General features: G+C 63.2%; 23 protein-coding genes and 1 tRNA gene. 11 read left to right on the plus strand and 13 right to left on the minus strand.

Annotated features, from left to right (window positions below; translation table 11 throughout):
• Nucleotides 1–70 precede the first annotated feature (70 nt).
• The 5 genes from AC6JA3_RS05910 to AC6JA3_RS05930 all read left to right on the plus strand — a co-directional run bounded on the left by AC6JA3_RS05910 (nucleotide 71) and on the right by AC6JA3_RS05930 (nucleotide 6,280).
• Nucleotides 71–1,414: a GAF domain-containing protein gene (locus tag AC6JA3_RS05910; RefSeq protein ID WP_497919995.1), complete on the plus strand. Its 1,344-nt coding sequence runs from the start codon at nucleotides 71–73 to the stop codon at nucleotides 1,412–1,414.
• A gap of 96 nt (nucleotides 1,415–1,510) precedes the next feature.
• Nucleotides 1,511–3,034, plus strand: coding sequence for an acetaldehyde dehydrogenase ExaC (exaC, locus tag AC6JA3_RS05915; RefSeq protein ID WP_026539705.1), 1,524 nt, complete (start codon nucleotides 1,511–1,513; stop codon nucleotides 3,032–3,034).
• 95 nt (nucleotides 3,035–3,129) lie between these two features.
• Nucleotides 3,130–4,152, plus strand: coding sequence for an alcohol dehydrogenase AdhP (gene adhP, locus AC6JA3_RS05920; protein WP_026546362.1), 1,023 nt, complete (start codon nucleotides 3,130–3,132; stop codon nucleotides 4,150–4,152).
• Entirely contained in the window at nucleotides 4,152–4,568 is a 417-nt protein-coding gene (locus AC6JA3_RS05925) for a DUF779 domain-containing protein (RefSeq protein WP_026546361.1), read from the plus strand. Before adhP ends, AC6JA3_RS05925 begins: the two co-directional genes overlap by 1 nt.
• A 158-nt stretch (nucleotides 4,569–4,726) precedes the next feature.
• Nucleotides 4,727–6,280, plus strand: a complete 1,554-nt coding sequence (locus AC6JA3_RS05930; protein WP_026539708.1) for an amino acid permease — start codon at nucleotides 4,727–4,729, stop codon at nucleotides 6,278–6,280.
• Between the two features lie 85 nt (nucleotides 6,281–6,365).
• On the opposite strand, the gene AC6JA3_RS05935 is transcribed toward AC6JA3_RS05930, so the two are convergent.
• The 4 genes from AC6JA3_RS05935 to AC6JA3_RS05950 form a co-directional block, all read right to left on the minus strand.
• On the minus strand, nucleotides 6,366–7,001 hold the full coding sequence (locus AC6JA3_RS05935; protein ID WP_347782901.1) for a DUF2461 domain-containing protein: 636 nt from the start codon (nucleotides 6,999–7,001) through the stop codon (nucleotides 6,366–6,368).
• A 130-nt stretch (nucleotides 7,002–7,131) separates the two neighbouring features.
• Entirely contained in the window at nucleotides 7,132–8,613 is a 1,482-nt protein-coding gene (locus AC6JA3_RS05940) for a catalase (protein ID WP_026539710.1), read from the minus strand.
• A 14-nt stretch (nucleotides 8,614–8,627) separates the two neighbouring features.
• On the minus strand, nucleotides 8,628–9,104 hold the full coding sequence (locus tag AC6JA3_RS05945) for a Fur family transcriptional regulator (RefSeq protein ID WP_026539711.1): 477 nt from the start codon (nucleotides 9,102–9,104) through the stop codon (nucleotides 8,628–8,630).
• Between the two features lie 30 nt (nucleotides 9,105–9,134).
• On the minus strand, nucleotides 9,135–9,938 hold the full coding sequence (locus AC6JA3_RS05950) for a hypothetical protein (protein WP_497919997.1): 804 nt from the start codon (nucleotides 9,936–9,938) through the stop codon (nucleotides 9,135–9,137).
• A gap of 92 nt (nucleotides 9,939–10,030) precedes the next feature.
• On the opposite strand from AC6JA3_RS05950, the gene AC6JA3_RS05955 reads away from it, so the two are divergent.
• Both AC6JA3_RS05955 and htpX read left to right on the plus strand, forming a co-directional pair.
• Nucleotides 10,031–11,302, plus strand: a complete 1,272-nt coding sequence (locus AC6JA3_RS05955) for an MFS transporter (protein ID WP_497919999.1) — start codon at nucleotides 10,031–10,033, stop codon at nucleotides 11,300–11,302.
• A gap of 110 nt (nucleotides 11,303–11,412) precedes the next feature.
• A complete protein-coding gene (gene htpX, locus AC6JA3_RS05960) occupies nucleotides 11,413–12,282 on the plus strand; it encodes a zinc metalloprotease HtpX (protein ID WP_347782906.1) in 870 nt (289 codons plus the stop codon).
• Between the two features lie 5 nt (nucleotides 12,283–12,287).
• Here htpX and efeB read toward each other — a convergent pair whose 3' ends face one another.
• The 4 genes from efeB to AC6JA3_RS05980 form a co-directional block, all read right to left on the minus strand.
• The gene (gene efeB / locus AC6JA3_RS05965) at nucleotides 12,288–13,718 is read right to left on the minus strand and encodes an iron uptake transporter deferrochelatase/peroxidase subunit (protein WP_497920000.1); all 1,431 of its coding nucleotides are present in this window, start codon (nucleotides 13,716–13,718) and stop codon (nucleotides 12,288–12,290) included.
• On the minus strand, nucleotides 13,715–14,887 hold the full coding sequence (efeO, locus tag AC6JA3_RS05970) for an iron uptake system protein EfeO (RefSeq protein WP_026539716.1): 1,173 nt from the start codon (nucleotides 14,885–14,887) through the stop codon (nucleotides 13,715–13,717). The genes efeB and efeO overlap by 4 nt, the downstream gene beginning before the upstream one ends.
• A 112-nt stretch (nucleotides 14,888–14,999) precedes the next feature.
• Nucleotides 15,000–15,854 carry an iron uptake transporter permease EfeU gene (gene efeU / locus AC6JA3_RS05975; protein WP_347782909.1) on the minus strand — a complete coding sequence of 285 codons (855 nt, stop codon included), beginning with the start codon at nucleotides 15,852–15,854 and terminating at the stop codon, nucleotides 15,000–15,002.
• Nucleotides 15,855–16,050: 196 nt separating this feature from the next.
• Nucleotides 16,051–16,542: a YajQ family cyclic di-GMP-binding protein gene (locus AC6JA3_RS05980; RefSeq protein ID WP_017200185.1), complete on the minus strand. Its 492-nt coding sequence runs from the start codon at nucleotides 16,540–16,542 to the stop codon at nucleotides 16,051–16,053.
• A gap of 182 nt (nucleotides 16,543–16,724) precedes the next feature.
• On the opposite strand from AC6JA3_RS05980, the gene AC6JA3_RS05985 reads away from it, so the two are divergent.
• Nucleotides 16,725–16,991, plus strand: coding sequence for a hypothetical protein (locus AC6JA3_RS05985; protein ID WP_026539718.1), 267 nt, complete (start codon nucleotides 16,725–16,727; stop codon nucleotides 16,989–16,991).
• A gap of 128 nt (nucleotides 16,992–17,119) precedes the next feature.
• Nucleotides 17,120–17,201, plus strand: a tRNA-Tyr gene (locus tag AC6JA3_RS05990).
• 249 nt (nucleotides 17,202–17,450) lie between these two features.
• Here AC6JA3_RS05990 and AC6JA3_RS05995 read toward each other — a convergent pair.
• Complete coding sequence (locus tag AC6JA3_RS05995; RefSeq protein WP_223943506.1) at nucleotides 17,451–18,224, minus strand: potassium channel family protein; 774 nt, start codon at nucleotides 18,222–18,224, stop codon at nucleotides 17,451–17,453.
• Between the two features lie 145 nt (nucleotides 18,225–18,369).
• Nucleotides 18,370–18,591, minus strand: coding sequence for a hypothetical protein (locus AC6JA3_RS06000; protein WP_026539720.1), 222 nt, complete (start codon nucleotides 18,589–18,591; stop codon nucleotides 18,370–18,372).
• A gap of 176 nt (nucleotides 18,592–18,767) precedes the next feature.
• Between AC6JA3_RS06000 and AC6JA3_RS06005 the strand changes: the two genes are divergently transcribed.
• Nucleotides 18,768–19,313: an acyl-CoA thioesterase gene (locus tag AC6JA3_RS06005; protein ID WP_347782910.1), complete on the plus strand. Its 546-nt coding sequence runs from the start codon at nucleotides 18,768–18,770 to the stop codon at nucleotides 19,311–19,313.
• On the opposite strand, the gene AC6JA3_RS06010 is transcribed toward AC6JA3_RS06005, so the two are convergent.
• Genes AC6JA3_RS06010 through AC6JA3_RS06020 form a run of 3 tightly spaced genes read right to left on the minus strand, consistent with a single transcriptional unit; the run spans nucleotide 19,310 to nucleotide 21,907 of the window.
• Entirely contained in the window at nucleotides 19,310–20,110 is an 801-nt protein-coding gene (locus AC6JA3_RS06010; RefSeq protein WP_026539722.1) for an ABC transporter permease subunit, read from the minus strand. The genes AC6JA3_RS06005 and AC6JA3_RS06010 overlap by 4 nt on opposite strands.
• Nucleotides 20,103–21,233, minus strand: a complete 1,131-nt coding sequence (locus tag AC6JA3_RS06015) for an ATP-binding cassette domain-containing protein (RefSeq protein WP_431768460.1) — start codon at nucleotides 21,231–21,233, stop codon at nucleotides 20,103–20,105. Before AC6JA3_RS06015 ends, AC6JA3_RS06010 begins: the two co-directional genes overlap by 8 nt.
• The gene (locus tag AC6JA3_RS06020) at nucleotides 21,230–21,907 is read right to left on the minus strand and encodes a TetR/AcrR family transcriptional regulator (protein WP_347782912.1); all 678 of its coding nucleotides are present in this window, start codon (nucleotides 21,905–21,907) and stop codon (nucleotides 21,230–21,232) included. Before AC6JA3_RS06020 ends, AC6JA3_RS06015 begins: the two co-directional genes overlap by 4 nt.
• Nucleotides 21,908–22,042: 135 nt before the next feature.
• On the opposite strand from AC6JA3_RS06020, the gene AC6JA3_RS06025 reads away from it, so the two are divergent.
• The gene (locus AC6JA3_RS06025; protein WP_347782914.1) at nucleotides 22,043–23,881 is read left to right on the plus strand and encodes an SGNH/GDSL hydrolase family protein; all 1,839 of its coding nucleotides are present in this window, start codon (nucleotides 22,043–22,045) and stop codon (nucleotides 23,879–23,881) included.
• Nucleotides 23,882–23,884: the final 3 nt, after the last annotated feature.

A 23,884-nucleotide genomic window follows, 5' to 3' on the forward strand; every position in this document is an offset into this window, starting at 1 on the left:
TAGACTTCTCGATACTGTCCCGCCCACCACATGTGCAGAGCACTGTCATAGCGGACTACCAGGGAGTTCGATGAGGAATCCAGTCCATCCGCCGGTTCCAGGCAGCGAGGCCGCGGAGTTGCTGCAGAAGCGTGCCCTCTCAGGCCATGAGCGCTTGGATTCCTTGCGTCTCGGAGTGCCCGAGGACATCGCCGGATTGCGGCGCCTGGTCCGTGAATCCTGGCAGAGGTCCGCGAGCCTGCAGGCCAACCCGGACGTCGCTGAAGCCCCGCTCGCCATGGACCGCGATGAGCTGGAGGAGTACCGCCGGCAGCACCCTTTGGCCACCATCATGCCCGTGATCAAGAAGCTCCTGGTTCAGCCCAGCCATGACAGTGGCCTGTTGGTGGCAGTGGGGGACGACGTCGGACGGCTCTTGTGGGTGGATGGCGATCCTGTGATGCAGCGCCGCGCTGAAAGCATGATGTTCGTAGCGGGCGCTGACTGGTCTGAAGCGTCCGTAGGCACCAGCGCGCCCGGCACCGCGCTGGCCCTTGACCGCAGCATCCAGATCTCGGGGGCGGAACATTTCAAGCGCTCTGTCCATCCTTGGAGCTGCACTGCTGTTCCCTTCCATGATCCCGATTCCGGGGCGGTCCTGGGCGTTGTGGACATCACCGGCACTGAAACGGCGGTGGCGGCGCACACCCTTTCCCTGGTGGAGGCGACCGTTGCGGCAGCCCAGGCCCAGCTGCGCATTGAACGTTTGACGCTGGCGGCCGCAGTCAAGGACAAACCCCGACGCCGGAGCGCGGCTGCCGCTTCCAGCCACACGCTGTACCGGAACAGCCTGCAGTTGTTGGGCCGAGACCAAGCCCTGCTCAGCATCGACGGCAGGACAGTGTCCCTGTCCGCCAGGCACAGCGAGATCCTGGCCATCCTGAGCAATCATCCCGCTGGACTTAGCGCCGATGACCTCTGCACCCAGTTGTATCCGGGCGACGGCTCGGCGGTCACCCTGAGGGCTGAGATGGTCCGCCTCCGGAAAGTCATCCAGGAACTCAGCCCAGGGGCGGTCCCCGAGTCGCGGCCTTACCGTTTACCGGTCGATTTGCTGCCCGACTCCGGGCAGGTCCTCAGTTGCCTTCAGCGCGGCGCGCACCGCATTGCCTTGGAAATCTACAAAGGTGGGCTGTTGCCACGTTCGGAGGCGCCCGGCGTCGTGCAGTTGCGTGAGAGGGTCTCGCACTTGCTGCGCGAGGCACTGCTCAGTGACGGCAGCGTGGATTCGCTCCTCAAGTACGCGGAGCTGCCGGAAGCGAAGTACGACGTCGACCTCCGCCTCGCCGTGTTGAAGTTGCTGCCGCCGCGCTCACCCAAGCGGGCCGCCGTCGTCGCTGATCTTGAACGCATCGACAGGGAAATGAAAGCGTGAGCTGACTCACATGGTTGCAACGTAGCTGCAACCTCCCCGCTCTTAGGCTCGGATCAATGGCGACAGCCACCGTGATTCGCAGCAAAGGAGCTAGCAATGACTGTTTACGCACAGCCGGGTGCCGAGGGTTCGAAGGTCACTTTCAAGGACCGGTACGAGAACTGGATTGGCGGCGAGTGGGTTGCCCCGGTCAAGGGCGCCTACTTTGAGAACATCACTCCGGTGACGGGCAAGGCTTTCTGCGAAGTTGCCCGGGGCACGTCCGAGGACATCGAGCTGGCGCTGGATGCCGCCCACAAGGTTGCGCCTTCCTGGGGCAAGACCTCCGCCACCGAGCGCGCGGCCATCCTGAACAAGATTGCCGACCGCATTGACGAGAACGTGGAACTCCTCGCCGTGGCCGAAACCTGGGACAACGGCAAGCCCGTCCGCGAAACCCTCAATGCCGACATCCCGCTGGCAGCGGACCACTTCCGCTATTTCGCTTCCGCAGTCCGGGCTCAGGAAGGCCACCTCTCCCAGTTGGATGAGGACACCACCGCCTACCACTTCAAGGAGCCGCTGGGCGTGGTGGGCCAGATCATCCCGTGGAACTTCCCGATTCTCATGGCCGTCTGGAAGCTGGCACCGGCGCTCGCGGCAGGCAACGCCGTAGTTCTTAAGCCGGCCGAGCAGACGCCCACGTCAATCCTGGTCCTCATGGAGCTCATCGGTGATCTCCTTCCCGCTGGTGTAGTGAACGTCGTCAATGGCTTCGGTGTAGAGGCGGGCAAGCCGCTGGCTTCCAGTTCCCGCATCCGCAAGATCGCTTTTACGGGTGAAACCACCACCGGCCGCCTCATCAGCCAGTACGCGTCCAATAACCTCATTCCGGTCACTCTGGAACTGGGCGGCAAGAGCCCCAACATCTTCTTCGACGACGTCGCGGACCAGAATGACGCTTTCTATGACAAGGCCCAGGAGGGCTTCACGCTCTTTGCCTTCAACCAGGGCGAAGTCTGCACCTGCCCGTCCCGCGCACTGGTCCAGGAAGGCATCTACGACTCCTTCATGACCGACGTTGTGGCCCGGACCAACAGCATCATCCAGGGCAACCCCCTCGATACCGAAACGCAGGTTGGCGCCCAGGCATCCAATGACCAGCTGGAGAAGATCCTTTCCTACATCGACATCGGAAAGCAGGAGGGCGCCAAGCTCCTCACCGGCGGTGCCCGGGCCGAGTTGTCCGGCGATCTCGCCGGCGGTTACTACGTCCAGCCCACCATTTTTGAAGGCCACAACCGGATGCGCATCTTCCAGGAGGAGATCTTCGGCCCGGTAGTGTCCGTCACCAAGTTCAGCGACTACAACGACGCCATCGGCATCGCCAATGACACCCTCTACGGCCTTGGTGCCGGAGTGTGGTCGCGCAACGGAAACGTCGCCTACCGTGCAGGCCGTGAAATCCAGGCCGGCCGCGTGTGGGTCAACAACTACCACGCCTACCCGGCAGGCGCCGCCTTCGGTGGCTACAAGTCCTCAGGTATTGGCCGTGAGAACCACGCCATGATGCTGGACCACTACCAGCAGACCAAGAACCTCCTGGTCAGCTACAACGAGAACAAGCTCGGCTTCTTCTAAAAGTTTTTGTACAGCAGATGCCCTTCTGGAGTGGTTTTAGGGGCATCAGCTGTACAAAAAGTCCCATCATTCGTCCCGATCAAAGGAGATCGTCAATGACCAGCACCATGCAAGCAGCAGTAGTTACCGAATTCGGAACCGACCTGACGGTCAAGGAAGTGGAACGCCCGACGCCGGGTCCCGGCCAAGCGCTGGTCCGCCTCATCACCTCCGGGGTATGTCATACAGACCTCCATGCCGCCGAAGGGGACTGGCCCGTCAAGCCAACGCCGCCGTTCATCCCGGGCCATGAAGGAGTGGGCGAAGTGGTGGCGCTGGGGGAGGGTGTCACCGACGTTGCCGTTGGCGACATCGTGGGCAATGCCTGGCTTTGGTCTGCCTGCGGGGACTGCCAGTATTGCCGGACAGGGTGGGAAACCCTGTGTGAGTCGCAGCAAAACGGCGGCTACAGCGTGGATGGCTCGTTCGGCGAGTACATGTTGGTGGATACCCGCTTCGCGGCGCGCATCCCGGAAGGTTCGGATCCGGTGGAGGTGGCGCCGGTCCTGTGTGCCGGCGTCACGGTCTACAAGGGCCTGAAGATGACAGAAGCCAGGCCGGGCCAGTGGGTCACCATCTCCGGTATTGGCGGATTGGGGCACATTGCGGTGCAGTATGCCGTGGCAATGGGCTTCCGCGTCGCTGCGGTGGATATTGCCGATGACAAGCTGGCACTGGCCCGCGAGCACGGCGCCGAACTGACGGTCAACGCCCTGCATGAGGACCCGGCGGAGGTCATCCAGCGTGAAACGGGCGGTTGCCACGGTGTCCTGGTGACCGCAGTCCACCCTTCGGCTTTCGGCCAAGCGATCGGGATGGCACGTCGCGGCGGAACGATTGTGTTCAACGGTCTCCCGCCGGGAGACTTCCCGGCGCCGATCTTCGAAATCGTCCTCAAGGGCCTCACTGTCCGTGGCTCAATCGTGGGAACCCGGCAGGACCTCGAGGAAGCGCTGGACTTCTATGCCCAGGGAAAGATCAAGCCAACGGTCTCAACCAGGGAACTCTCCGAGGTCAACGCGATCTTCGATGAGATGAAGCACGCCAAGATCGATGGCCGTGTGGTGCTGAAGTTCTGATGCACAACATCAGCTTGGAAGCCGCGGTGACGCTGCCCGGGGAGACTTTCTCCCGGGTGGCGCTCACCGCGGTGTCCGTGGAATTGCTGGGCAAGCTCTGGGAACAACACGGACCGCTTATGTTCCACCAGTCCGGTGGCTGTTGCGACGGCTCGGCCCCCATGTGCTACCCGGCGGGGGAGTTCCTGACCGGCGATGCCGATGTCCTCCTGGGCCGCTTCGACATCGGAAGCGGAGAAGAGCCGCGGCCGCTCGAGTTCTGGATGTCCAAGGAGCAATTCAATTACTGGTCCCACACACATCTGACCGTGGATGTTGTCACTGGCCGTGGCAGCGGATTCTCCGTTGAATCACCCGAGGGTAAACGGTTCCTGATCCGTTCCACCCTCATGGACTGGGACGTTCCCAGCCTTTGAGCAGGTGTGACGGGGGCAACGCTTCCCCGTCACATCAGCCCCAACAGTCACGGGCTCCGTGGGTTCGTCTCACTATCTGGGATAAATATGGTCGTCCATTGGTCGGACACTATTCTTGATGAGTCCTATACCACTCCCATCCAGAATGTGGCATTTTTATGAACATTTTCAGGACCAAGTCGATCGAGCAGTCGATCGCCGATGCCGACGAACCCGGTCGTAAGCTCAAGCGCAGCCTGAGCACCTGGGACCTCATGATCATGGGCGTCGCCGTTGCTGTCGGCGCCGGGATCTTCTCGGTTGGCGCCAAGGCCGCTGCAAACTTTGCCGGCCCCGCCGTCACCATTTCTTTCGCCATCGCCGCTGTCACCTGCGCTTTGGCCATCATGTGCTACGCCGAGTTCGCCACCGCGATCCCCGTGGCCGGCTCCGCCTACGTTTTCACGTACGCCACCATGGGCGAAGTCCTTGCGTGGATCATTGGCTGGAACCTCATCCTTGAGCTCTTTACCGCAGCAGCGGTGATCGCCAAGTACTGGGGCATCTACCTCAGTACGGTGTTTGGGCTGATGGGCGTGGATATGCCGCCCTCGATCCAGGTAGCCGGGATTGACCTCTACTGGGGCGCCTTCCTCATTGTTGCGATCTTCACCGTTTTGCTGGTGCTGGGGACAAAGTTGTCCGCACGCGTTGGCAACGTCTTTACGTTGATCAAGATCGCCGTAGTGCTGTTCGTGATCGTTGTTGGCTTCAGTTATGTGAAATTCTCCAACTACACCCCCTTCGTTCCGGCTTCGCAGCCTACCGACGCCGGTGCTGCCGACGTCATGAAGCAGTCCTTCTTCGGCTTCCTGACCGGCGCTGCTCCGGCCCAGTACGGCACCCTCGGCGTCTTCGCCGGCGCAGCCTTGGTGTTCTTCGCCTTCATCGGCTTCGACGTGGTGGCAACCTCAGCAGAAGAGGTCAAAAACCCGCAGAAGACCCTGCCGCGCGGTATCTTCGGTGGCCTTGCGGTGGTTACGCTGCTGTACATCCTGGTCTCCCTCGCGTTGACGGGCATGGTTTCCTACACGCAGCTGGCTGAGGTAAAGAACCCCACCCTGACCACAGCCTTCGAGGCCGTGGGCAATACGGACGCTGCCAAGATCATCGCGTTCGGCTCCCTGGTGGGCCTGACTACGGTGATCATGGTGCTGCTCATGGGCCTGTCCCGTGTGGTCCTTGCCATGAGCCGCGACGGTCTCCTGCCGCGTTCACTGTCCAAGACCAGCGAAAAGCGCTCCACACCGGCCCGCTTGCAGATCATCTGTGGTGCAGCCGTGGCCCTCGTGGCAGGGGTCACCAAGGTGGACCTGCTCGAGGAAATGATCAACATTGGAACACTGTCCGCATTCGTGATGGTCAGCCTGGGCATCCTCGTGCTGCGCAAGAAACGCCCGGACCTCAAGCCCGCCTTCCGGGTCCCGTTAGGCAAGGTCCTGCCGTGGGTATCGGCAGTCCTCTGCTTCTACCTCATGACCAACCTGGCCGTGGAAACCTGGATCTTCTTCGCGATCTGGCTGGTCATCGGTATGGTCATCTACTTCGCCTACGGCCAGCGTCACTCGCGGCTCAACGAGAAGTTTGCCGCTGCCAAGGCCTCGGTGAGCGGTGCTCCCGCAAGCCCCGAGCGCAAGGGTGACGAGGACGAGGACAGCTACACCAAGGTCTAGTCCAACCCCCGCAGCTTGTCAGACAGCTGCGATTGCGCAGCTTCACGAAGCGCCCGGAAACCATGGGTTTCCGGGCGCTTTGGCGTTACGGCGCCGCATGCTCGCTCACCCAATCAACCAGTGGCCTCAGCACTTCCCATCGGGCAGCGATCTCGTCCTTGGCTGCGGGAGTGGCCAACCAGCCAGGTTCACCCACCTCAACGCCCGCTGACAGGGACTTGTGCTTGAGCAGTTCCCCGCGGGGATGGTCCTTGTCGAAACCCCGCGGAACTGTCTTGAGTTTCTCGCCCTCGATGGCGAAGCCGGCTGCTGCCACCGCATCGATGATCTCCTGCAGTTCCAGTCCGCTGTCAGGAGCATCCACTGCGGCCCGGAACCGCGCCAGTTGGGCCGGGGTGTGGGAGTGGTAGCCGCCACCGATCAACAGTCCGTCGGCACTGATCTGAAGGTAATAGCCGACGCCTTCCTGGCCTGCAGCGAAGGCCCCTTGGGCAGTCTTGTACGGTGACTTGTCCTGGGAGAACCGCACATCACGGTTGGGGCGAAAGATCTTAGCCGGGCCGAACTGCGGCTCCAACTCCGCAAGGAGGGCAGTCAGCGGCTCCTTCACTTCGGCGTCGTACGTTGTTTTATGCTCCAGCCACCACTCACGGTTGTTGTTCTCTTCAAGCTCGGCGTAAAAGCGGAATGCGGCAGTAGGGATTCCTTCGAATGTGCTCATAGAAGGATCCTAGGGACGCCACTACCGGCCCAGCCATAGTCCAAGGCAGCTATGTGGAAAAACAAAAAGATCACCCCGCCGCGGAGATCCGCAGCGGGGTGATCAGGCAAAGCAGTGGAGCAAAAGACGCTTAGAGCTTGTTGGCTGCTTCGGCGTCGGACTCGGTCTGGCCTGCACCGAGGTTGGCGCGGAGCTTGGCGCCGAGCTCGGAGTCAACGTTGGTCCAGTACTGGATGGCACGTTCCTTGATGTCGGCGTTCTTCACGCCGCCAACGGCACCGGTGATGGTGTCCAGAAGGCGGGCCTTGGCGGCGTCATCGTAGACCTCGCGGTACAGGGTACCGGCCTGGCCGAAGTCGTCGTCCTCAGCGTGCAGGGTGTGGGCGGAGAGGGTGAGCTCGCCGTCGTTCTCCCAGCCACCGGCCGGCGAAGTGGGCTCAACAGCAGCCGGGCCACCTACAGAGTTCGGTGCGTAGACCGGGGTGGAGGGGGAGTTGAACAGGAAACGGCCCTGGCCATCCTGGCTGTAGTTGTTGACCTGGTTCTTGGGCTGGTTCACCGGGATCTGGGCGTGGTTGGTGCCCACGCGGTAACGGTGTGCATCGGCGTAGGAGAAGATGCGGGCCTGCAGCATCTTGTCCGGGGAAGCGGCAATGCCCGGTACGAAGTTCGACGGCGCGAAAGTGGCCTGCTCGATCTGCGCGAAGTAGTTCTCCGGGTTCTTGTTCAGCTCCATGGTGCCCACGTGGATCAGCGGGTAGTCAGAGTGCGGCCACACCTTGGTGAGGTCGAACGGGTTGAAGCGGTACGTCTTGGCGTCCTCGTAAGGCATGACCTGGACGTGCAGTTCCCAGGAGGGGAAGTTGCCGTCGGCAATGTTCTCCTGGAGGTCGCGGATGTAGAAGTCAGCGTCCGAGCCGGCAAGCTGCTCAGCCTGGTCGCCGGTGATGGTCTTGACGCCCTGGTTGGACTTGAAGTGGTACTTGACCCAGAAACGCTCGCCGGCGGCGTTGATCCACTGGTACGTGTGCGAGCCGTAGCCCTGCATTTCACGCCAGGAAGCCGGGAGGCCGCGGTCGCCCATGAGCCAGGTGACCTGGTGGGCGGACTCGGGGGAGAGAGTCCAGAAATCCCACTGCATGTCAGCGTCACGCAGGTGGCTGCCCGGGAGGCGCTTCTGGGAGTGGATGAAGTCCGGGAACTTGATGCCGTCGCGGATGAAGAAGACGGGGGTGTTGTTGCCAACGAGGTCGTAGTTGCCCTCGGAGGTGTAGAACTTCACGGCGAATCCGCGGGGGTCGCGCCAGGTATCGGGAGAACCGTTCTCGCCTGCAACGGAGGAGAAACGGATCAGCATGTCCGTCTCAACGCCCGGCTGCAGGAAGGCTGCCTTGGTGTAGGCCGAAACGTCCGAAGTGGTCTTGAACGTACCGAATGCGCCGCCACCCTTGGCGTGCACTACACGCTCCGGGACCCGCTCGCGGTTGAACTGTGCGAGCTTTTCCACCAAGTAGTGGTCGGTGAGGATGATGGCACCGTCAGCGCCGACGGACTTCGAGTGCGCGTCGGAGGTTACGGGGGCACCTGACTGGGTTGTTGAAATGGCAGTCATTGTTCTCCTTTTTCTTATTTCTCAGTTACGGAAGTTACGGGAAGCTGTTGTTTGGACTGGCAGTCCTGGCAGATGCCCTGGTACAGGACATCGGCGATCTGAATGGTCATGGGCTTGGAATTCTCATCCCAGTGCGGGGTGAGGCACGGTGCGTGGCCCACGGCGCAATCCACGTCCTCCACCTTGCCGCAGCTGATGCACACGGCGTGATGGTGGTTATCGCCCACCCGGGTTTCATAGAGCGCCGGGGAGTGCGGAGGTTCGAAGCGGCGCAGCATCTCCAGGTCCGTGAGGTCGCTGAGCACTACGTAAACGGACTGCGCCGTCAGTTCAGGAAGCTCTTTGCGGGCAGCGGCAAGAATGCCTTCTGCCGGAGAATGCGGATGGTGCTGGACTGCGGCGAGCACTGCCAACCGCTGTTTGGTCACACGCCGGCCGTGGGCATGCAGGGCTGCTGCCCATTCTGCTTGCTCGGCGGTGTGATCTGTCATGCATTCATTGAAACACTTATTTTGAGGAGTTCACAATAAGGCAAGGCTAACTTCCGGTGAACTCATGAGATCTTCCAAGGGATTCTTCACTTCGGCAGCAGATCTTCCCAGCGCATGGATCCTCAACGGGCTCCCGGAATTCCCGCCTTCCAACGCCACACAACTGAACCCGATGGCACCCCCGGACCGGGGAAGTGCGGCCAGGGCGGCTCCGATGGCCAACAACTCGGCCGTCATGACCTCGCTGATCGCATGCACCGCCCTGACAGGTTCCAGCACAGTGTGGCGTGGTCCTGCATCCACGGCCCGTACCAGCCCGGTAAGCGGCCCAGCATCAGCAACGGACCCGGCGTCAGCGACGGGCCCGACGGCGGCACCCGCCTCTGCGCCTGGGCCCACCGCAGTTTCGGGCCGGGCCAGCCGCAAGGCCTCGCGCAAGGCCGCGTCGGTGGCCTCCATGTCGTGGTCCGCTTCGCCGGTCCGGCGGTGGGCCGGAAGCGACAACTGGTGTCCCGGCGTCGTGGTTTCTCCGTCCCACCGGCCAAACAGGTGGAAGGTGGGCGTCGATGATTCCGCCACCGGCTCCCCGATTGCTGAACCCAAGGGATGCCACTGGTGGGCAAACATGATGGCGCATCGTGTGGCACCCAGGACGTCGGCCAAGGCGGCGCGGACCAAGCGATGGCAGAAAAGCCAGTCGGCGGCTGAGGGATGGGCAAATTCGGTTGACGGGTCGGAGAGCCTGATCAGCACGTGCCCGGCGGTGAGGGGGCGGCGAGGCCTGGCAATCTCCCAAAAGGCCGAACGGTACAGCAATTGTCTCGACGTGAGCATGTCAACTCCTTCCCCCGGGTGAGCCTACCAAGCGGAGCACCGCAGGTGGGAGGAAAGCGTTGGGCGGTCCCGTTGCTCGTTAAGGTAGGACGGTGGCGAAACTACTGGCAGACATCACCCCGCTCAAGGAAAGCCCGGCGTTCCGGCGGCTGTGGCTCGGGGCATCGGTGGCGGCCATCGGAACCCAGCTGACTTTGGTGGCGGTCAGCCTGGAGGTGTACCGGCTGACCCAGGAGAGCTTCTATGTGGGCCTTCTGGGGATCTTCGCGCTGGTCCCGCTGGTGATTGCCGGGCTCTATGGCGGTTCTGTTTCCGATGCCTATGACCGTCGCAAAGTAGCCATCATCGCCTCCCTGGTCCTATGGGCAACCACGGCCGGGTTGGCCCTGCAGGCATGGCTGGAGATCGGCAATATCTGGGTCCTCTACGCTTTGGTGGCCATCCAAAGTGGAGCCCAGGGCATCAATGGCCCCGCCCGCAGCGCCATCATTCCGCTGTTGGTCCGTAAGGACCTTCTTCCCGCAGCCAATGCACTGAGCATGTTGACGTTCGGCCTGTCCATGACCGCCGGACCACTCCTGGCCGGTGTTCTGGTGGCCACCATCGGGTTCGGCTGGACCTACACGATCGATGTCATCAGCTTCACTTTCGCCCTCTGGGGTCTGTTCAGGCTCCCGCCCTTGCCGCCGTCGAAGGATGCCGTGCGGCCGGGGTTGCGGTCCGTGGTGGAGGGCTTCCGTTTCCTGGGCACCCGCCCGAACGTGCGCATGACCTTCATCATCGACCTCATTGCCATGATCTGCGCACAACCCCGGGCTTTGATGCCGGCCATCGGGGCGGTCATGATCGGCGGAGGCGAAACCACAGTTGGCGTGCTCCTCGCGTCCACGGCCGTCGGGGCTTTTCTTGCCGGGCTGTTCTCCGGACCACTGGGACGGGTGCGGAAACAGGGCAGTGCGGTGGTGTGGTCCGTCGTGGGCTGGGGCACCTCCATTGCAGGTTTTGGTCTGGTGGTCCTGCTGGCCGGGGATGCCGGCCGCGACGGCGTGACGCCGTGGTTGGTACCGGCAGCCTTCTGCTGTGCCCTCGCCGGTATTTCCGACTCCATCAGCGCAGTCTTCCGCACCACCATCCTGCAGTCCGCTACACCGGACCACATGCGGGGGCGGCTCCAGGGTGTGTTCATCGTGGTGGTGGCAGGAGGACCCCGGGTGGGGGATATGCTGGCCGGCGGCGTCACCCAGTTCCTCAGCGAGGGTGGTGTCCTGCTCGTCGGCGGAATCCTCTGCATTGTCCTGGCATGGCTGGCTTCGCGGATTCAACCCGGGTTCGTTGCCTACGATGCAAGGCGCCCGGTGCCATAGTTCTGCCGGCCACCCCGCCACCGTAGGCTGGGAGCGGAACACGACGACCGGCGTCGGCGTTAATCCGTGCAAGAGCCCTGCAAGAGCCGACGAAAGAGGCAAGAGCAACCGTGCATAAACACAACAATGGACTCAAGACCGCGGCACTCTTCGGTGTGCTGTGGGCGGTGTTGTTGGGTTTGGGCGCCATCATCGCAGCAGGGACGCGCAGCACTGCGCCGATCTGGATCATGGCGTTGATTGGTGTGGGCACCACCGCCTACGGGTACTGGAACAGCGACAAGATCGCCATCCGCTCCATGGCCGCCTACCCGGTCTCAGAGGCCCAGGCTCCGCAGCTGTATCAGATCGTCCGGGAGCTTTCCATACGGGCCAACAAGCCCATGCCGCGGATCTACGTTTCGCCCACCATGACCCCCAACGCCTTTGCCACCGGCCGCAATCCTAAAAACGCCGCCGTTTGCTGTACCGAAGGGATCCTGCACCTGCTCGATGCCCGGGAGCTCAGGGGAGTTCTCGGCCATGAACTGATGCACGTTTACAACCGCGACATCCTGACCTCGTCGGTGGCTGCCGCGGTAGCCGGAGTCATTACGTCCGTGGGCCAAATGCTGCTGATCTTTGGAAGCGGCGACAGGCGCAACGCCAACCCCCTGGCCACCATCGCCATGGCACTGCTGGCACCGTTCGCGGCGTCGCTGATCCAGATGGCCATCTCCCGCACACGCGAGTTCGACGCCGATGAGGACGGCGCCGAGCTCACCGGCGACCCGCTGGCACTCGCCTCAGCCCTGCGCAAAATTGAATCCGGCGTCACCCAGTTGCCGCTCCCGCAAGAGCAAAAGCTCGTCAACGCCTCGCATTTGATGATCGCCAACCCGTTCCGTGGCGGTGGCATGCGGCGCATGTTCTCCACGCACCCGCCCATGAAGGAACGGATCAGCAGGCTGGAGCGGATGGCCGGCCGCCCGCTCTTGTAAGAGGCCTAGGCGAACAGCCCTTCGCCAATGAAGCCGCCCTGCTGCACGCCAGGAGGCACCGCGAAGAGTCCCGAGCCAGTGTGCTTCAGGTACTCCACGGACAGTGTGTCGCCCTTGGCCAGGGCCAGCTGCATGGGGACATAGTGGGTCCGGGGGTCCTTGACGAACGCGATGAAGAACAATCCGGCATCCAAGTGGCCCAGACCGTCCGAACCGTCCGTGAAGTTGTAGCCGCGCCGCAGCATCCTGACCCCTGCGTTCTGGTCCGGGTGGGCCAGGCGCATATGCGAGTCCATGGGGATCAGGGGCTCGTCGCCGCGTCCCGTGAGGCCGAAGTCGGGAGCGGTGAACTCGTCCCCGCCGGAAAGCGGTGCCCCTGCGCCTTTGGTCCGGCCGATCAGGCCTTCCTGCTCCCGCAGTGAAGTCCGGTCCCAGATTTCTATATGCATCTGGATCCTGCGGGCCACCAGGTAGCTGCCACCGGTCATCCATTGCTCGCCTGCGGGGCCGGCGCCCACCCAGACGTGCTCGTCAAGAAGTGCGTTGTCTTCGACCTTGAGGTTGTTGGTCCCATCCTTGAAACCGAACAGGTTCCGGGGCGTCACCTGTGCCCGTGAGGTGGAGGATGTGCGTCCAAATCCCAGCTGCGACCAACGGACCCGCACCTTGCCGAAGCCGATCCTGGCAAGGTTGCGGATGGCGTGGACGGCAACTTGGGGATCGTCCGCGCAGGCCTGGATGACGATGTCGCCGCCTGTCCGGCCCGGCTGGAGATCGTCGCCGGGGAAATGCGGGAGATCAATCAAGGCCTCCGGGCGGCGGCCGCCCAATCCGAACCGCGCCTTCCCGTCCTTCTCGAACAGTCCCGCACCGAAGCCGAACGTCAGCGTCAGCTTGGCTGCAGCCAGGTCCAACGCCTCGCCGGTGTCCTCCGGTGGAGCATCGTACGGACCGTCCACGGCACCTGTCTTACCCGTGGGGCTGCCGGTGGACATCGCCTCGGCCGCGGCCGTCCAGTCCTTGAGGAGCTTGATGAGCTCCTTGCGGTCCTCCGTGGTGACATCAAAGGCAGCCATGTGCAGGCGGTCCTGGGCGGGGGTGGTGATGCCTGCCTGGTGATCGCCGAAGAACGGAACCACGGCTTCCCCGGCATTGGTTTCCGCAACGGCCGGTCCTGCCGTCACAACGTCATGCCCGAGGAACCCGGCGGCCAGTCCAGCTACAGCCCCGGCACCGCCTACACCCGCCAGGGAGAGGAGGCCCCGGCGCGACATACGGGAACTGCCCGCAGCAGCGTCGGCCGGCTTGCCGCCGTCGGACGCTCCTTCAGCGGTGACGACGGCGGCAGGCGCGCTGGAACGCTCGACGCCGGTGGCCTCACCAGGGCGTTCAGTATCGGGACGCTCTTCGGTGTGCCCGAAGGGGCAGCCACTCATAGCACCACGGCTGCGGTGAGCTTGGAGAGGGGCTCACCCAGCGAATCGACCAAGGCCGCAAGCTGCTGCACCTGTTCCTGGCTCAGCTCGTTGTAGTACACGAAGCCCTCGCCCTTGGCGTGCTTCTTGAGCTCGGTTTGCAGGGCCGTGAATTTCTCGTCCAGGGACTTGGCCAGTTCAGCGTCTTTCTGCTCCAGCGCCGGCTTCAGGTTCTCGAAGGCGATGCGGGCGCCGTCAACGTTGGCCTGGAAGTCCCAGAGATCGGTGTGGGACCAGATCTCCTCTTCGCCGGTGACCTTGCCGGTGGCAACTTCATCCAGGAGTTCCTTGGCGCCGTTGCCCAGCTTGTCCGCGGTCAGTTCAACCGTGCGGGTGCGGGTCACGAGGTCCTCGGTGTCGGTGACCAGCTGAGTGGAAATGGCCGTGCGCTCAGCCGGGGTCATGGCCGTGTACTCCGCGGGCGGGAAGAGGTCCTTCTCTGCGCGGTGCCAGCCGGTCCATTCCTGGCCCGGCTCAAGGTCTGCCTCGCGGGCGTCCAGCTTGGGGTCCAGGTCTCCAAAGGACTCAGCTACGGGTTCGATCCGCTCCCAGTGCATGCGGGTGGAGGCGTAGAGGTCCCGGGCTTTGGCCGCATCGCCGGCAGCGAAGGCCTCAGCGAAGGCCTTGGTGCCCACGATCAGCTGCTCTGACTGGTCCTTGACGTACGCGGCGTACTGCTGGGTCCCGTTATCCAGGAGTTTCTGGAAGTCAGCATCGACGCTGGGCTTGCTGCCGGATTCGGTGACCTCGAAGGACGCGCGGATGCCTTCGCCCTGCATCCCGGGCTTGCACGCGGTGTTGTACTTGCCGGCCGGAGCGGTGACCACCAGGTTGCGGGTGATGCCGGGGCCGATGTTCTCCACTTCGCCCAGGATCCGCAGGCCGTCCTCGGCCAGCAGGTAGAACTCGGTGACTTCGGTGCCCTCGTTCTTCACGGCAAAGGTGAGGTTTCCGCTGGGGGCGGTCCCGGTGGAGACCTTGCACTCGTTGGCCGTGCTGCTGACCTGGATGGGGCCATCTGCGGCTGCTGCCGTCTTGGTGTTGTCGGTGCAGCCTGAAAGGGCCAGCGGCACTGCAGCGGCCGCGCCGATCACGGCAAGAGTCCGGCGAAGTCTGGGTGATCCGAGCATGGGTGGGTCCTTTAGTTGAACGTAGCGCGTGGGGGAAGTTGCCAGGAAAGCTGGGTGCCGCTGCGGCTGCTGTGCTGTTTAGGCTGCGGCGACGGCGACGGCGGTTGCGCCGTTACGGCTGTGCGGCGACGGCCGGGGCCGCGGTGATGCCGGCGACCTTGGGCCGGGGCGTTCGGTTTGCCCGGATATAGAGGAAGAGCACCGGGACGACATAAAGCACCCAGGCCGCCGCTTCCAGCCACGTGGTGGCGGGGGAGAAGTTCAGTGTGCCCTTGAGCAAGGTGCCATACCAGGACGACGGCGGTATGGCTGCGGAAACGTCGAAGGCCAGGTTGTTCAGGCCGGGCAGGATTCCCGCCTCCTGGAGATCGTGGATGCCGTAGGCCAGGACGCCGCCGGCGATGATGATCAAGCCCACGCCCGTCCATGTGAAGAAGCGGCTCAGGTTTACCTTCAAAACGCCTCGATGCAGGAGGTAGCCCAAACCAGCGGCCGTGATCAGGCCAAGCAGCGCGCCCAGCAGGGGCATGCTGGTTTCACCGGTGGCCTGGGCTGCAGCCCAGATGAAGAGCGCTGTTTCCAGGCCTTCCCGGCCTACGGCCAGTGCCGCAACAATCACAAGTCCCCAGGCGGCGCCGTCGGCTGCCTTATCCACTTGGGACCGGAGTTCGCCGCCGAGGCTGCGTGCTGTGCGGGCCATCCAAAAGACCATCCAGGTGACCAGCGCGACAGCCACGATGGAAAGACCGCCACCGATCGCTTCCTGGGCCTCGAAGGTGAGACCGCGGGGGCCGAAGGTCAGCAGCGCACCGAACCCCAGTGAAATGGCGACGGCAAGGCCGACGCCCATCCATACCCGGGGGATCAGGTGCCGCCTGCCGGTCTTGATGAGGTAGGCCATCAGGAGGACCACTATCAGTGATGCCTCGAGGCCTTCGCGCAGGCCGATCAGGTAATTGGCGGTCATGGAGATTTTCTTTCGCTAAGGGGAGCCGTACTTAGGCTCGCCTAAGGAAAAAGGATACTGTGGCTTGGCTATTACGCAAACTAATCGTGTCCTAATGCACTGGCTCATTACGACAGTCGGTGTAGTTTAGGGCAGCAAAAAGCCGGGATGCCGACCCTGACAAGGGCCCGTATCCCGGCTTTGCGGATGGCGCCGCTTAGCTGCGGAAGTTCACGAACTGAAGGTCGGCCTCTTCGAACTTCTTCAGGATGTTCATGGTCTCCTGGAGGTCATCGCGTGACTTGGAGGTGACGCGGAGCTCGTCGCCCTGGATCTGGGACTTGACGGACTTGGGGGCTTCATCGCGGATGATCTTGTTGATCTTCTTCGCGATGTCCTGGGCGATGCCCTCCTTGATGGTGCACTCAAGGCGGAATTCCTTGCCGGAGGGGAAAGGCTCGCCCTGGTCCAGTGACTTCAGGGAGATGCCACGCTTGATCAGCTTCGACTGGAAGACATCCAGGACAGCAAGGACGCGGTCCTCGGAGTTGGCCTTCATGAGGATCTTTTCGCCGCTGAAGTCGATCTCTGCACCGACACCCTTGAAGTCGTATCGCTGCGCGATTTCCTTCTGGGACTGGTTCAGCGCGTTGGCGACCTCTTGCTTGTCTACCTTGCTGACGACGTCGAATGTGGATTCGCCTGCCATGACTCTCCTTAGGTTGGGGGCCCTGTGAGGGCGGGTTGGTCTGGCATCCAGCCTAGTACGGAAGCCGCCACTTGCGACGGTGGAGGACTTTCACAGTTCGCTCACAGCGCATGCAGGGTTGGAACCGAGGTGCCCGGTTGAGAGTTGTACCAGTTGGAAGAACGCGTCGTCGGAGGATCAGCATGAGCAGCAAGGCCGTCCAGTCCATCAGTAAGTCCGCATCTGCCGCAGCGGGCTCCATCGGTACGGCCGCTGTTGCCGCCGCGAGTGCTGTTGCCGCAGCGGCTGTTGCTGCGTCGATCGTACTGAGCCCCGTGCCCGATGCCAGTGCACGCATGGACGGGGTGCACGCGGACCTGCTGCGGGCTGTTCAACTCAACCAGATCACTGCCGAGCAAGCCGAGAAGTTCGAAGCGAAACTCGCCGGCCGGATCCTCGGGGAAGCCTGAAATACCGCGAAATACCGGGTGTCTGTCCCCGATTAGATTCTTCGCAGAAAGTTCTGTAAGGTTGTCTCTGCCTTCGGTTACCGGATCTAAAAGAAACGGTGTCCGGAAGTGATCTTCTTTTGAAGTTCGGCAGATTACCCGAGCGGCCAAAGGGGGCTGACTGTAAATCAGCTGGCAACGCCTACGGGGGTTCGAATCCCTCATCTGCCACCCAAAGAAAATCCCCGGAACCACTGGTTCCGGGGATTTTTTTGTGCCCGGCAAGCCCTTGTGCCCGTCAAGCCCTTCGGCCGGCTGACCTCCAACAGATCCCGGCGAGGGCCACTGGCGCCGGCACGCGTACCGCCACCACCCACTTTGATCGGGCCGGCCCCGCGACCCGCCACGATCCAGGGCGTGTCACGGCACCTGGGTGCTCAAACCAAGTGGTGACGGTACGCGGTCCAGGGGGAAACCAACCTAAACCCCGTGCTCACGCCTGAATTCGTTGGCTTCCCGGAGTTCGGCGATCTCCATCCGCAGGGCCGCAATCTCGGACACAAGGTCGGCCATTTCCGCGCGAACAGGTTCCTCGGCTGCTGCGGCTTTCACCTCGGCCGCCGCTGCCACGCCCTCGGCATTCTCCTCGATCCGCTGAACCAGCCATGACGCGATGGAAGCTGTGACAATACCCAGTACCGCGATGCCACTCATCATCAGGGCAGCGGCAACGATCCTGCCGATGGGGGTCACGGGGTACAGGTCCCCGTAGCCGACCGTCGTGATGGTAGTAACGGCCCACCAGGCGGCGTCACCGAAATTGAGGATCTTGGCTTCGGGATCGTTCTGTTCGACATCCAGCACGGCCAGAGCGCCGATGAGGATGAGCATCGCAGCTGCTCCGGCCACATAGGTGGCAACCCGTCCACGCAGGGTTTCGCCCACGGTGCGCTGGAGTACGGAGAGCAACGTGACCAGACGCAGCAGCCGCAGTGGACGGAAAAAGGGGAGTACCACGATCAGGAGTTCGTGCAGGTTCCAGAGGAACCAGCGCATCCTGTCCTCGGCAAGCCAGAGGTTGACGAAGTAGTCCAGCGCGAAGATGCCCCAGGTGATCCAGAGGACAATCTCGAATGGCATCGCTGCAGGGCCGTCCACCCTGCCGATGACCTGCCAGGCATAGGCGGTGAGGAAAATCAGGGCCGTGGCCATGAGGGGCCATTCCACCAGGTCCCGGTATCGCGCTTGTGTCATAGGGGAATACTAGCCACCACGGGCCCAGCTACCCCGGGCCGGGCCCGGGAGGGGGAGCTGCAAGGGGTGTGAAGTGGCTGAGGATGGGGCTGCGAACGGATCTGCGGGGAACCGCAGGCAACCGCAGGCAACAGCAGACGACCACTCAGGCGGCCGGGGTTTCCAGCCAGTATCCGTCGAGGTGGTGGATCAGCTGCCTGCCGAGGCCGCCCTTGAGCTGGATCCACAGGGTGCTGCGGTCCTCTGTCATACCGTCGATGGTTCCCTCGATGCGGTTGCCGCGGGCATCCCGAAGGCAGACGCTCTGATGGCGTGAAAGTTCGGGCCAGACTTCGCCCTGTGGCCTGGTGGTTTGCAGCGTGCTCAAAGGGTCCCCCTTGTATGGTCATTCATCGGATGAGTTTCAGATATTCTGCACCTCTTTGATGAACCGGTGGTAAACGTTAGTGCAAACGTTGGACATACAGCAGGGCAAGCACTATTGACCGTCCACCATGCGGTCATGGCCTTCCACCTCAAGTTACCCGCGGGTAACATTGGAGCATGCATCTGCTTCTTCGCACCCTCATGCTGCTCTTTACCTCGGCCAAGCGCTCTCCCCTGGGAGTCTGGGAAGAGTCCTCTTTGCCCCTGAAAGTGCTGCCCACGGACATCGACATTGCCAAGCACGTCAACAACGGCATGTACTTTTCGCTGATGGACCTCGGGCGTTTCGACCTCATGGTCCGCAGCGGGGTCTGGGCCAAGATGCGCAAGAGGGGATGGAGTCCGGTGGCTGCCGGCGAGACCATCGCTTTCCGGAAGTCCCTCAAACTCTGGCAGCGCTACACCATTGAAACGCGCATCATCGGCTTGGATACCAAGGCCATCTACTTTGAACAGCGGATGGTGGTGGACGGCGAGATCTATGCGCGGGCACACATTGCCACACGGCTGGTGGCCAAGGGCAAGCCGGTCACCCAGGAAGAGATCATTGCGGAATTCGGTGCGCCCCCGGCGGACCTTGAATTGCCCGAATGGATTCATGAATGGCGTGAGAACAATGCGCTCCCGGGAGCGCGTCGGCCTGCCCCGCACCTCTGGAGCTAGACACCCACATCCCGGTGGCGCAAGGCCAGGGCTCCGCACAAAATAAGGGCTGCCGAAATGCCGAAGAGCCCTGAAACTGCACCCCAGTCGGCGCCGTTGGCCACGGGAGAATTGCCGTAGGCCCAGTGATACGGCGAGAGATTCAGCAACCACTCCACGTCAGGACTTTGCCGCCCCACGGCGTTGAACACATAGCCGAGGACGGCGACGGCGGCGCCCGCAGCCACCGCATAAATCTTCCGGCCGGTCAGCGCTCCTGCGCAAAGCGCGGCGGTTCCGCTGAGCAGGGCAAGTGCGGCAAACAGCAGGACTGCTCCGGCGAGATGTCCGACGTCGATACCCAGTTGGGAGGGGCCGTTCAGTCCCAGCACCAACAGGAAGACAAGGACCGAAAGAACCGCGATCCGGACCACGATGGCGAGTGCGCGTTCCAGGACTACCTGTACACGCGTGACGCTGTGGGCGAGGGTTAGTTCCAACAGCCCGGATTCTTCGTCGCCGCCTACTGCCGCTGCGCCCCAGCCAACGGAGGCCATGGACATCAGCAGGAAGCCGATCAGGCCGAACATGGTGGCTTGCGTATAGCCGGGACCTGAGGCGATCTGATCGTAGTTCAAGGCTTTGGTCATCTCGGCTGGAAGCGCGTTGATCAGGTCCTGCATTTGCGCGCTGCCGCCGATCGAGGGGTAGAGCGGCAGGTACAGCATGCAGGCCGCCGTCAGGCCCAGTGCCCAAGCCAGCGTCGAGCGCCAGGAGTCGGTCAGGGCTTTGGTGAAGAGGGGCAGGATCCTAGGCACGGTGTGCTCCTTCGGGCCGGACGGGAGAGCCTGCATGGTCCGCCGAAACGGCCGGACCGGGAGAACCCGTGGAAACGGCCGGGCCGGACGAACCCGCGGAAACGGCCGGGCCGGACGAACCCGTGGAAACGGCCGGACCGGACGAACCCGTGGAACCCGCAGGCCCCGCAGCCCGCGAATCAGCGGTCCCTTTGCCGGAGCTTCCCGTGTACAAGGTCAGGACGGCCTCTTCAAGATCGGGTTCCTCAAGGACCAGGTCCGTCAGGTTCAGCCGGGCCAACTCCTGGATGAGGGGCTGGACGTGACCGGAAAGCCTCGCCGTGGCCACCACCGTCCCGGCAGCGTGGCCGTCGGCTGGGAGCTCCCGCACCTCTGCGTTGGTGACGCCCGGCACCCGGGCCAGCAGCGCTCCGACGTCGTTCGCGTTTGTTCCTGTGCTGTTGAAGCGCAACTGCCGGACGGCAGCCATCCGCAGCGCCTCCACCGTGGACACGGTGGCGATTTCTCCGTCGCGGAGGATGGCAACGGCGTCGGCTGCTTGTTGGACCTCGCTCAGGACGTGCGAGCTGAGGAAGACCGTTGCCCCGTCGGCCACTGCCTCGCGGACCATGGCATGGAAAACCTGCTGCACCAAAGGGTCAAGGCCGCTGGTGGGCTCATCCAGCACCAGGAGTTCGGGTTTGTGCATGAAGGCCTGCAGCAACCCCAGCTTCTGCTTGTTGCCTTTGGAGAGCTTCCGGGTTTGGCGGTCCAGGTCAAGGTTCAGGCGGTCCGCGAGATCGTTGACGTGGCGGGGGTCCACGGGCCCGCTGATGGCGGCAAAGTGATCCAGCGTGCGGCGGCCGGTAGTGCGGTTCTCCAGGTGCAGCTCGCCGGGGAGGTACCCGATCCTGCGGCGTAGGGAAGTGCCCGCTCGGCGCGGATTTTGTCCGAGTACCGAGATGGACCCCTCGCTGGGGCGGATGATGTCCAGCAGGCACCGCATGGTGGTGGTCTTGCCGGCCCCGTTGGGTCCGATGACGCCGAAGACCGTTCCGGCTTCCACCGCGAAATCGAGTCCATGCAGGACCTCGCGGTGACCGAACTTTTTGCGCAAACCCTCGACGACGATTGCCTGGGTCACGGGGCATGCTCCCTTCCTTGGTTGGTGGTTCCTTGCTGCAGCGCCTCGCGGGCCCCATCAAGGAACCGCGAATCCGTGTAGAAGCCGTGGGTGTAGATCTCCAGGGCGGGCAGGGTCAGTTGCCGCAGCAGCTCCGGTCCGATCCCGTGGGGTTCGGGAGTGGCGGCCCCGAGCGACCTTGAGAGGTGCCTGCCCAACATGAGGATGGACAGGCTGTTGGAGGCAATTACGACGGCGGTGGACCGGACGTCGTCGAACCGGCGGATGGTTCCTGCCTCGATGCCGGCATTGATGATGTCGTGGGTTTGCCTCACCACGGCGTCGAAGAAGGCATCTCCGGCGTCTGATTCGTCGCCTAGCGATTGGCGGATGTAGGCGATCTCATGGGCGTACTGCTCCGGGTTGCCCAGGTAGTCCTGGATCAGCTGGCGCGTTGATGCGGGGTCGGACTTGTCGCGGCCCTGGCTGGCTGTTTGGGCGAGGACGTGTTGGTCGCAGGCGGCGCGAAGGCCTTCCTTGCTGCCGAAGTGGTGGATGACCAGGCCAGGGCTGACCCCCGCTGCCTGGGCCACGGCGCGGACTGTGGCGCGGGTGAAACCATCGCGGCCGAAAAGTCCGATGGCGGCGTCGCGGATGCGGGCCCGGGTGGTGAAATCTACTGCGCTTGAACGCATGTTTAAAACACTAAACACCTGTTCAGTCCGGATCAAGGGTTCCTGTCATAACGATGTGACACCATTGGCTGGGTCGCCGGTGTGGAGAGTGCCGGCGTCGAAGATACTTGCCTCAGCGGTTGGATGGGGCAGCAGGTGGGGGTTGATGCAGTGGGCTTGAGCAAGACGGCAGCGGGGCATGTACGTCGGTGGTTACTCGGCGCGGTTGCCTTGGCATTGCTGGTTCCCAGCTCCCTCGGTGCCCCGGTTCCCGCGCAGGCCTCCACACCGCCTGTCACCGGCGCAATCGGCAACCTCTACAACACCAGCGCATGGGCACGAAGCGTACTGCTCCGCCCCACCAGTGCCGAGGAATGTTCAGGCAGCGGGAGCACCAGCGGCTGCGTGCAACGGTTCGCGGGAGGGGACATTGCCTGGTCCCCGCGCACCGGCGCCCGGGTGGTAGTCAACGGACCGGTCCGCACCTCATGGTGGGCCGCGGGCGGTCCCTCAGGCTTACACGGCTACCCCAAGACCGATACCACCAGTGGGCTGCGCAACGGAGGGTCCAAGCAAAGCTATGAACGCGGCGCCATTACCTACTCACCGGGCACTGGCGCCCAGCGGACCAGCGGATCCATCCATCTGGCCTGGGGCCGTGCCGGCTTCGAGACCGGGTACCTTGGGTACCCGGTAACCGCGGAAAGCACTGGACTGCGCGACGGCGGTGCCTGGCAGGCATTCGAACGGGGCTTTGTGGTGTGGTCGCCGGCCACAGGGGCGCATCCCTCTATGGGCGCGATTCGCGAACGATGGCGTCAGTCCGGAATGGAAGAGGGCGAGCTGGGTTACCCCGCCACGGACGAGGCACTGGGCCTGAAGAACGGCGGCTCATCCCAGCAGTACCAGCGCGGCACCATTCTCTGGTCACCTGCTACCGGGGCGAAAGCAGTCACCGGCGCAATCCGAAGCTACTGGGCCTCCACAGGGGGCCAAAACGGAGCGCTCGGATATCCAGTGGGTGAGGAAGTGCGGCAAAACAGCTTTGTTTACCAACTCTTCCAGGGTGGGACGGTTTATTGGTCCGCTGCTACCGGAGCACACTCCACCACCCATGGCGATGTCCACAACCGCTACAACGTACTGGGCGGAGCGGCCGGGCAACTCGGGCTGCCGCTCACGGACAAGCTTCCCCATGCCGGTGGACTCGTGCAGCAGTTCGCCAATGGCTGGCTGGTGTGGGGGCCGGCAACGGGTGCCCGGATCGTAGGACACCCCACGTATACAGTGTGGTCCGCGAACCCTGGCGAGTTCGGCTGGCCTGTCCGCGACACCTGGACGGACACCAGGGGAACCCATGTGGCCTTCCAGAAACTGGAAACCATCTGGAACGACGCCACCCAGGAGCTCTACTCGGCCGAAGCCGTGGACGCGTCCACGGTGGTTTTTCTGGGCGACTCGCAACTGGACCTGGACTCCTGGGGCGAGCAAGGTGCCCGCATGGCCGGGTATCCGCGCCAAGTAGTCAGAAGCATCGGTGGGATTGGTTACGTATCCGGCAGTCCCGCCGTCGGGGGTGGTTCTGCCACTGATGCGCTGGCGCAGGACCGGATCCTCCTGCCGCAGGGAAATCCCGGGCTGGTAGTGGTGACCCTGGGCGGCAACGACGCCCGGATCGGCGCCACGGATGCAGCCATCCTGTCCCAGGCAAATCGGCTGTGGGACGAACTCCGGCGCAAGTATCCGCGCAGCACCATCCTGATCAATGGAGTCTTGTCACGGTATGACGCCAGCCATGCCCAACGCCGGTGGGTGGATGGACTCGTGACCCGCGAGGCCGCACTTCGCGGGTGGCCGCGGATTTCCCTGGCCGGTACGGCAACCATCGCCGGGGCAGCCGGAGACTACCTCGACGGCAACCACATGAACCAGACCGGCCACAACAAAGTGGCTCCGCTCTACGCATCCGCGCTGAAGTACGTGCTGGGTAAGTAGTTG

The sequence above is a fragment of the Arthrobacter sp. TmtSoilC79 genome (assembly GCF_059739405.1).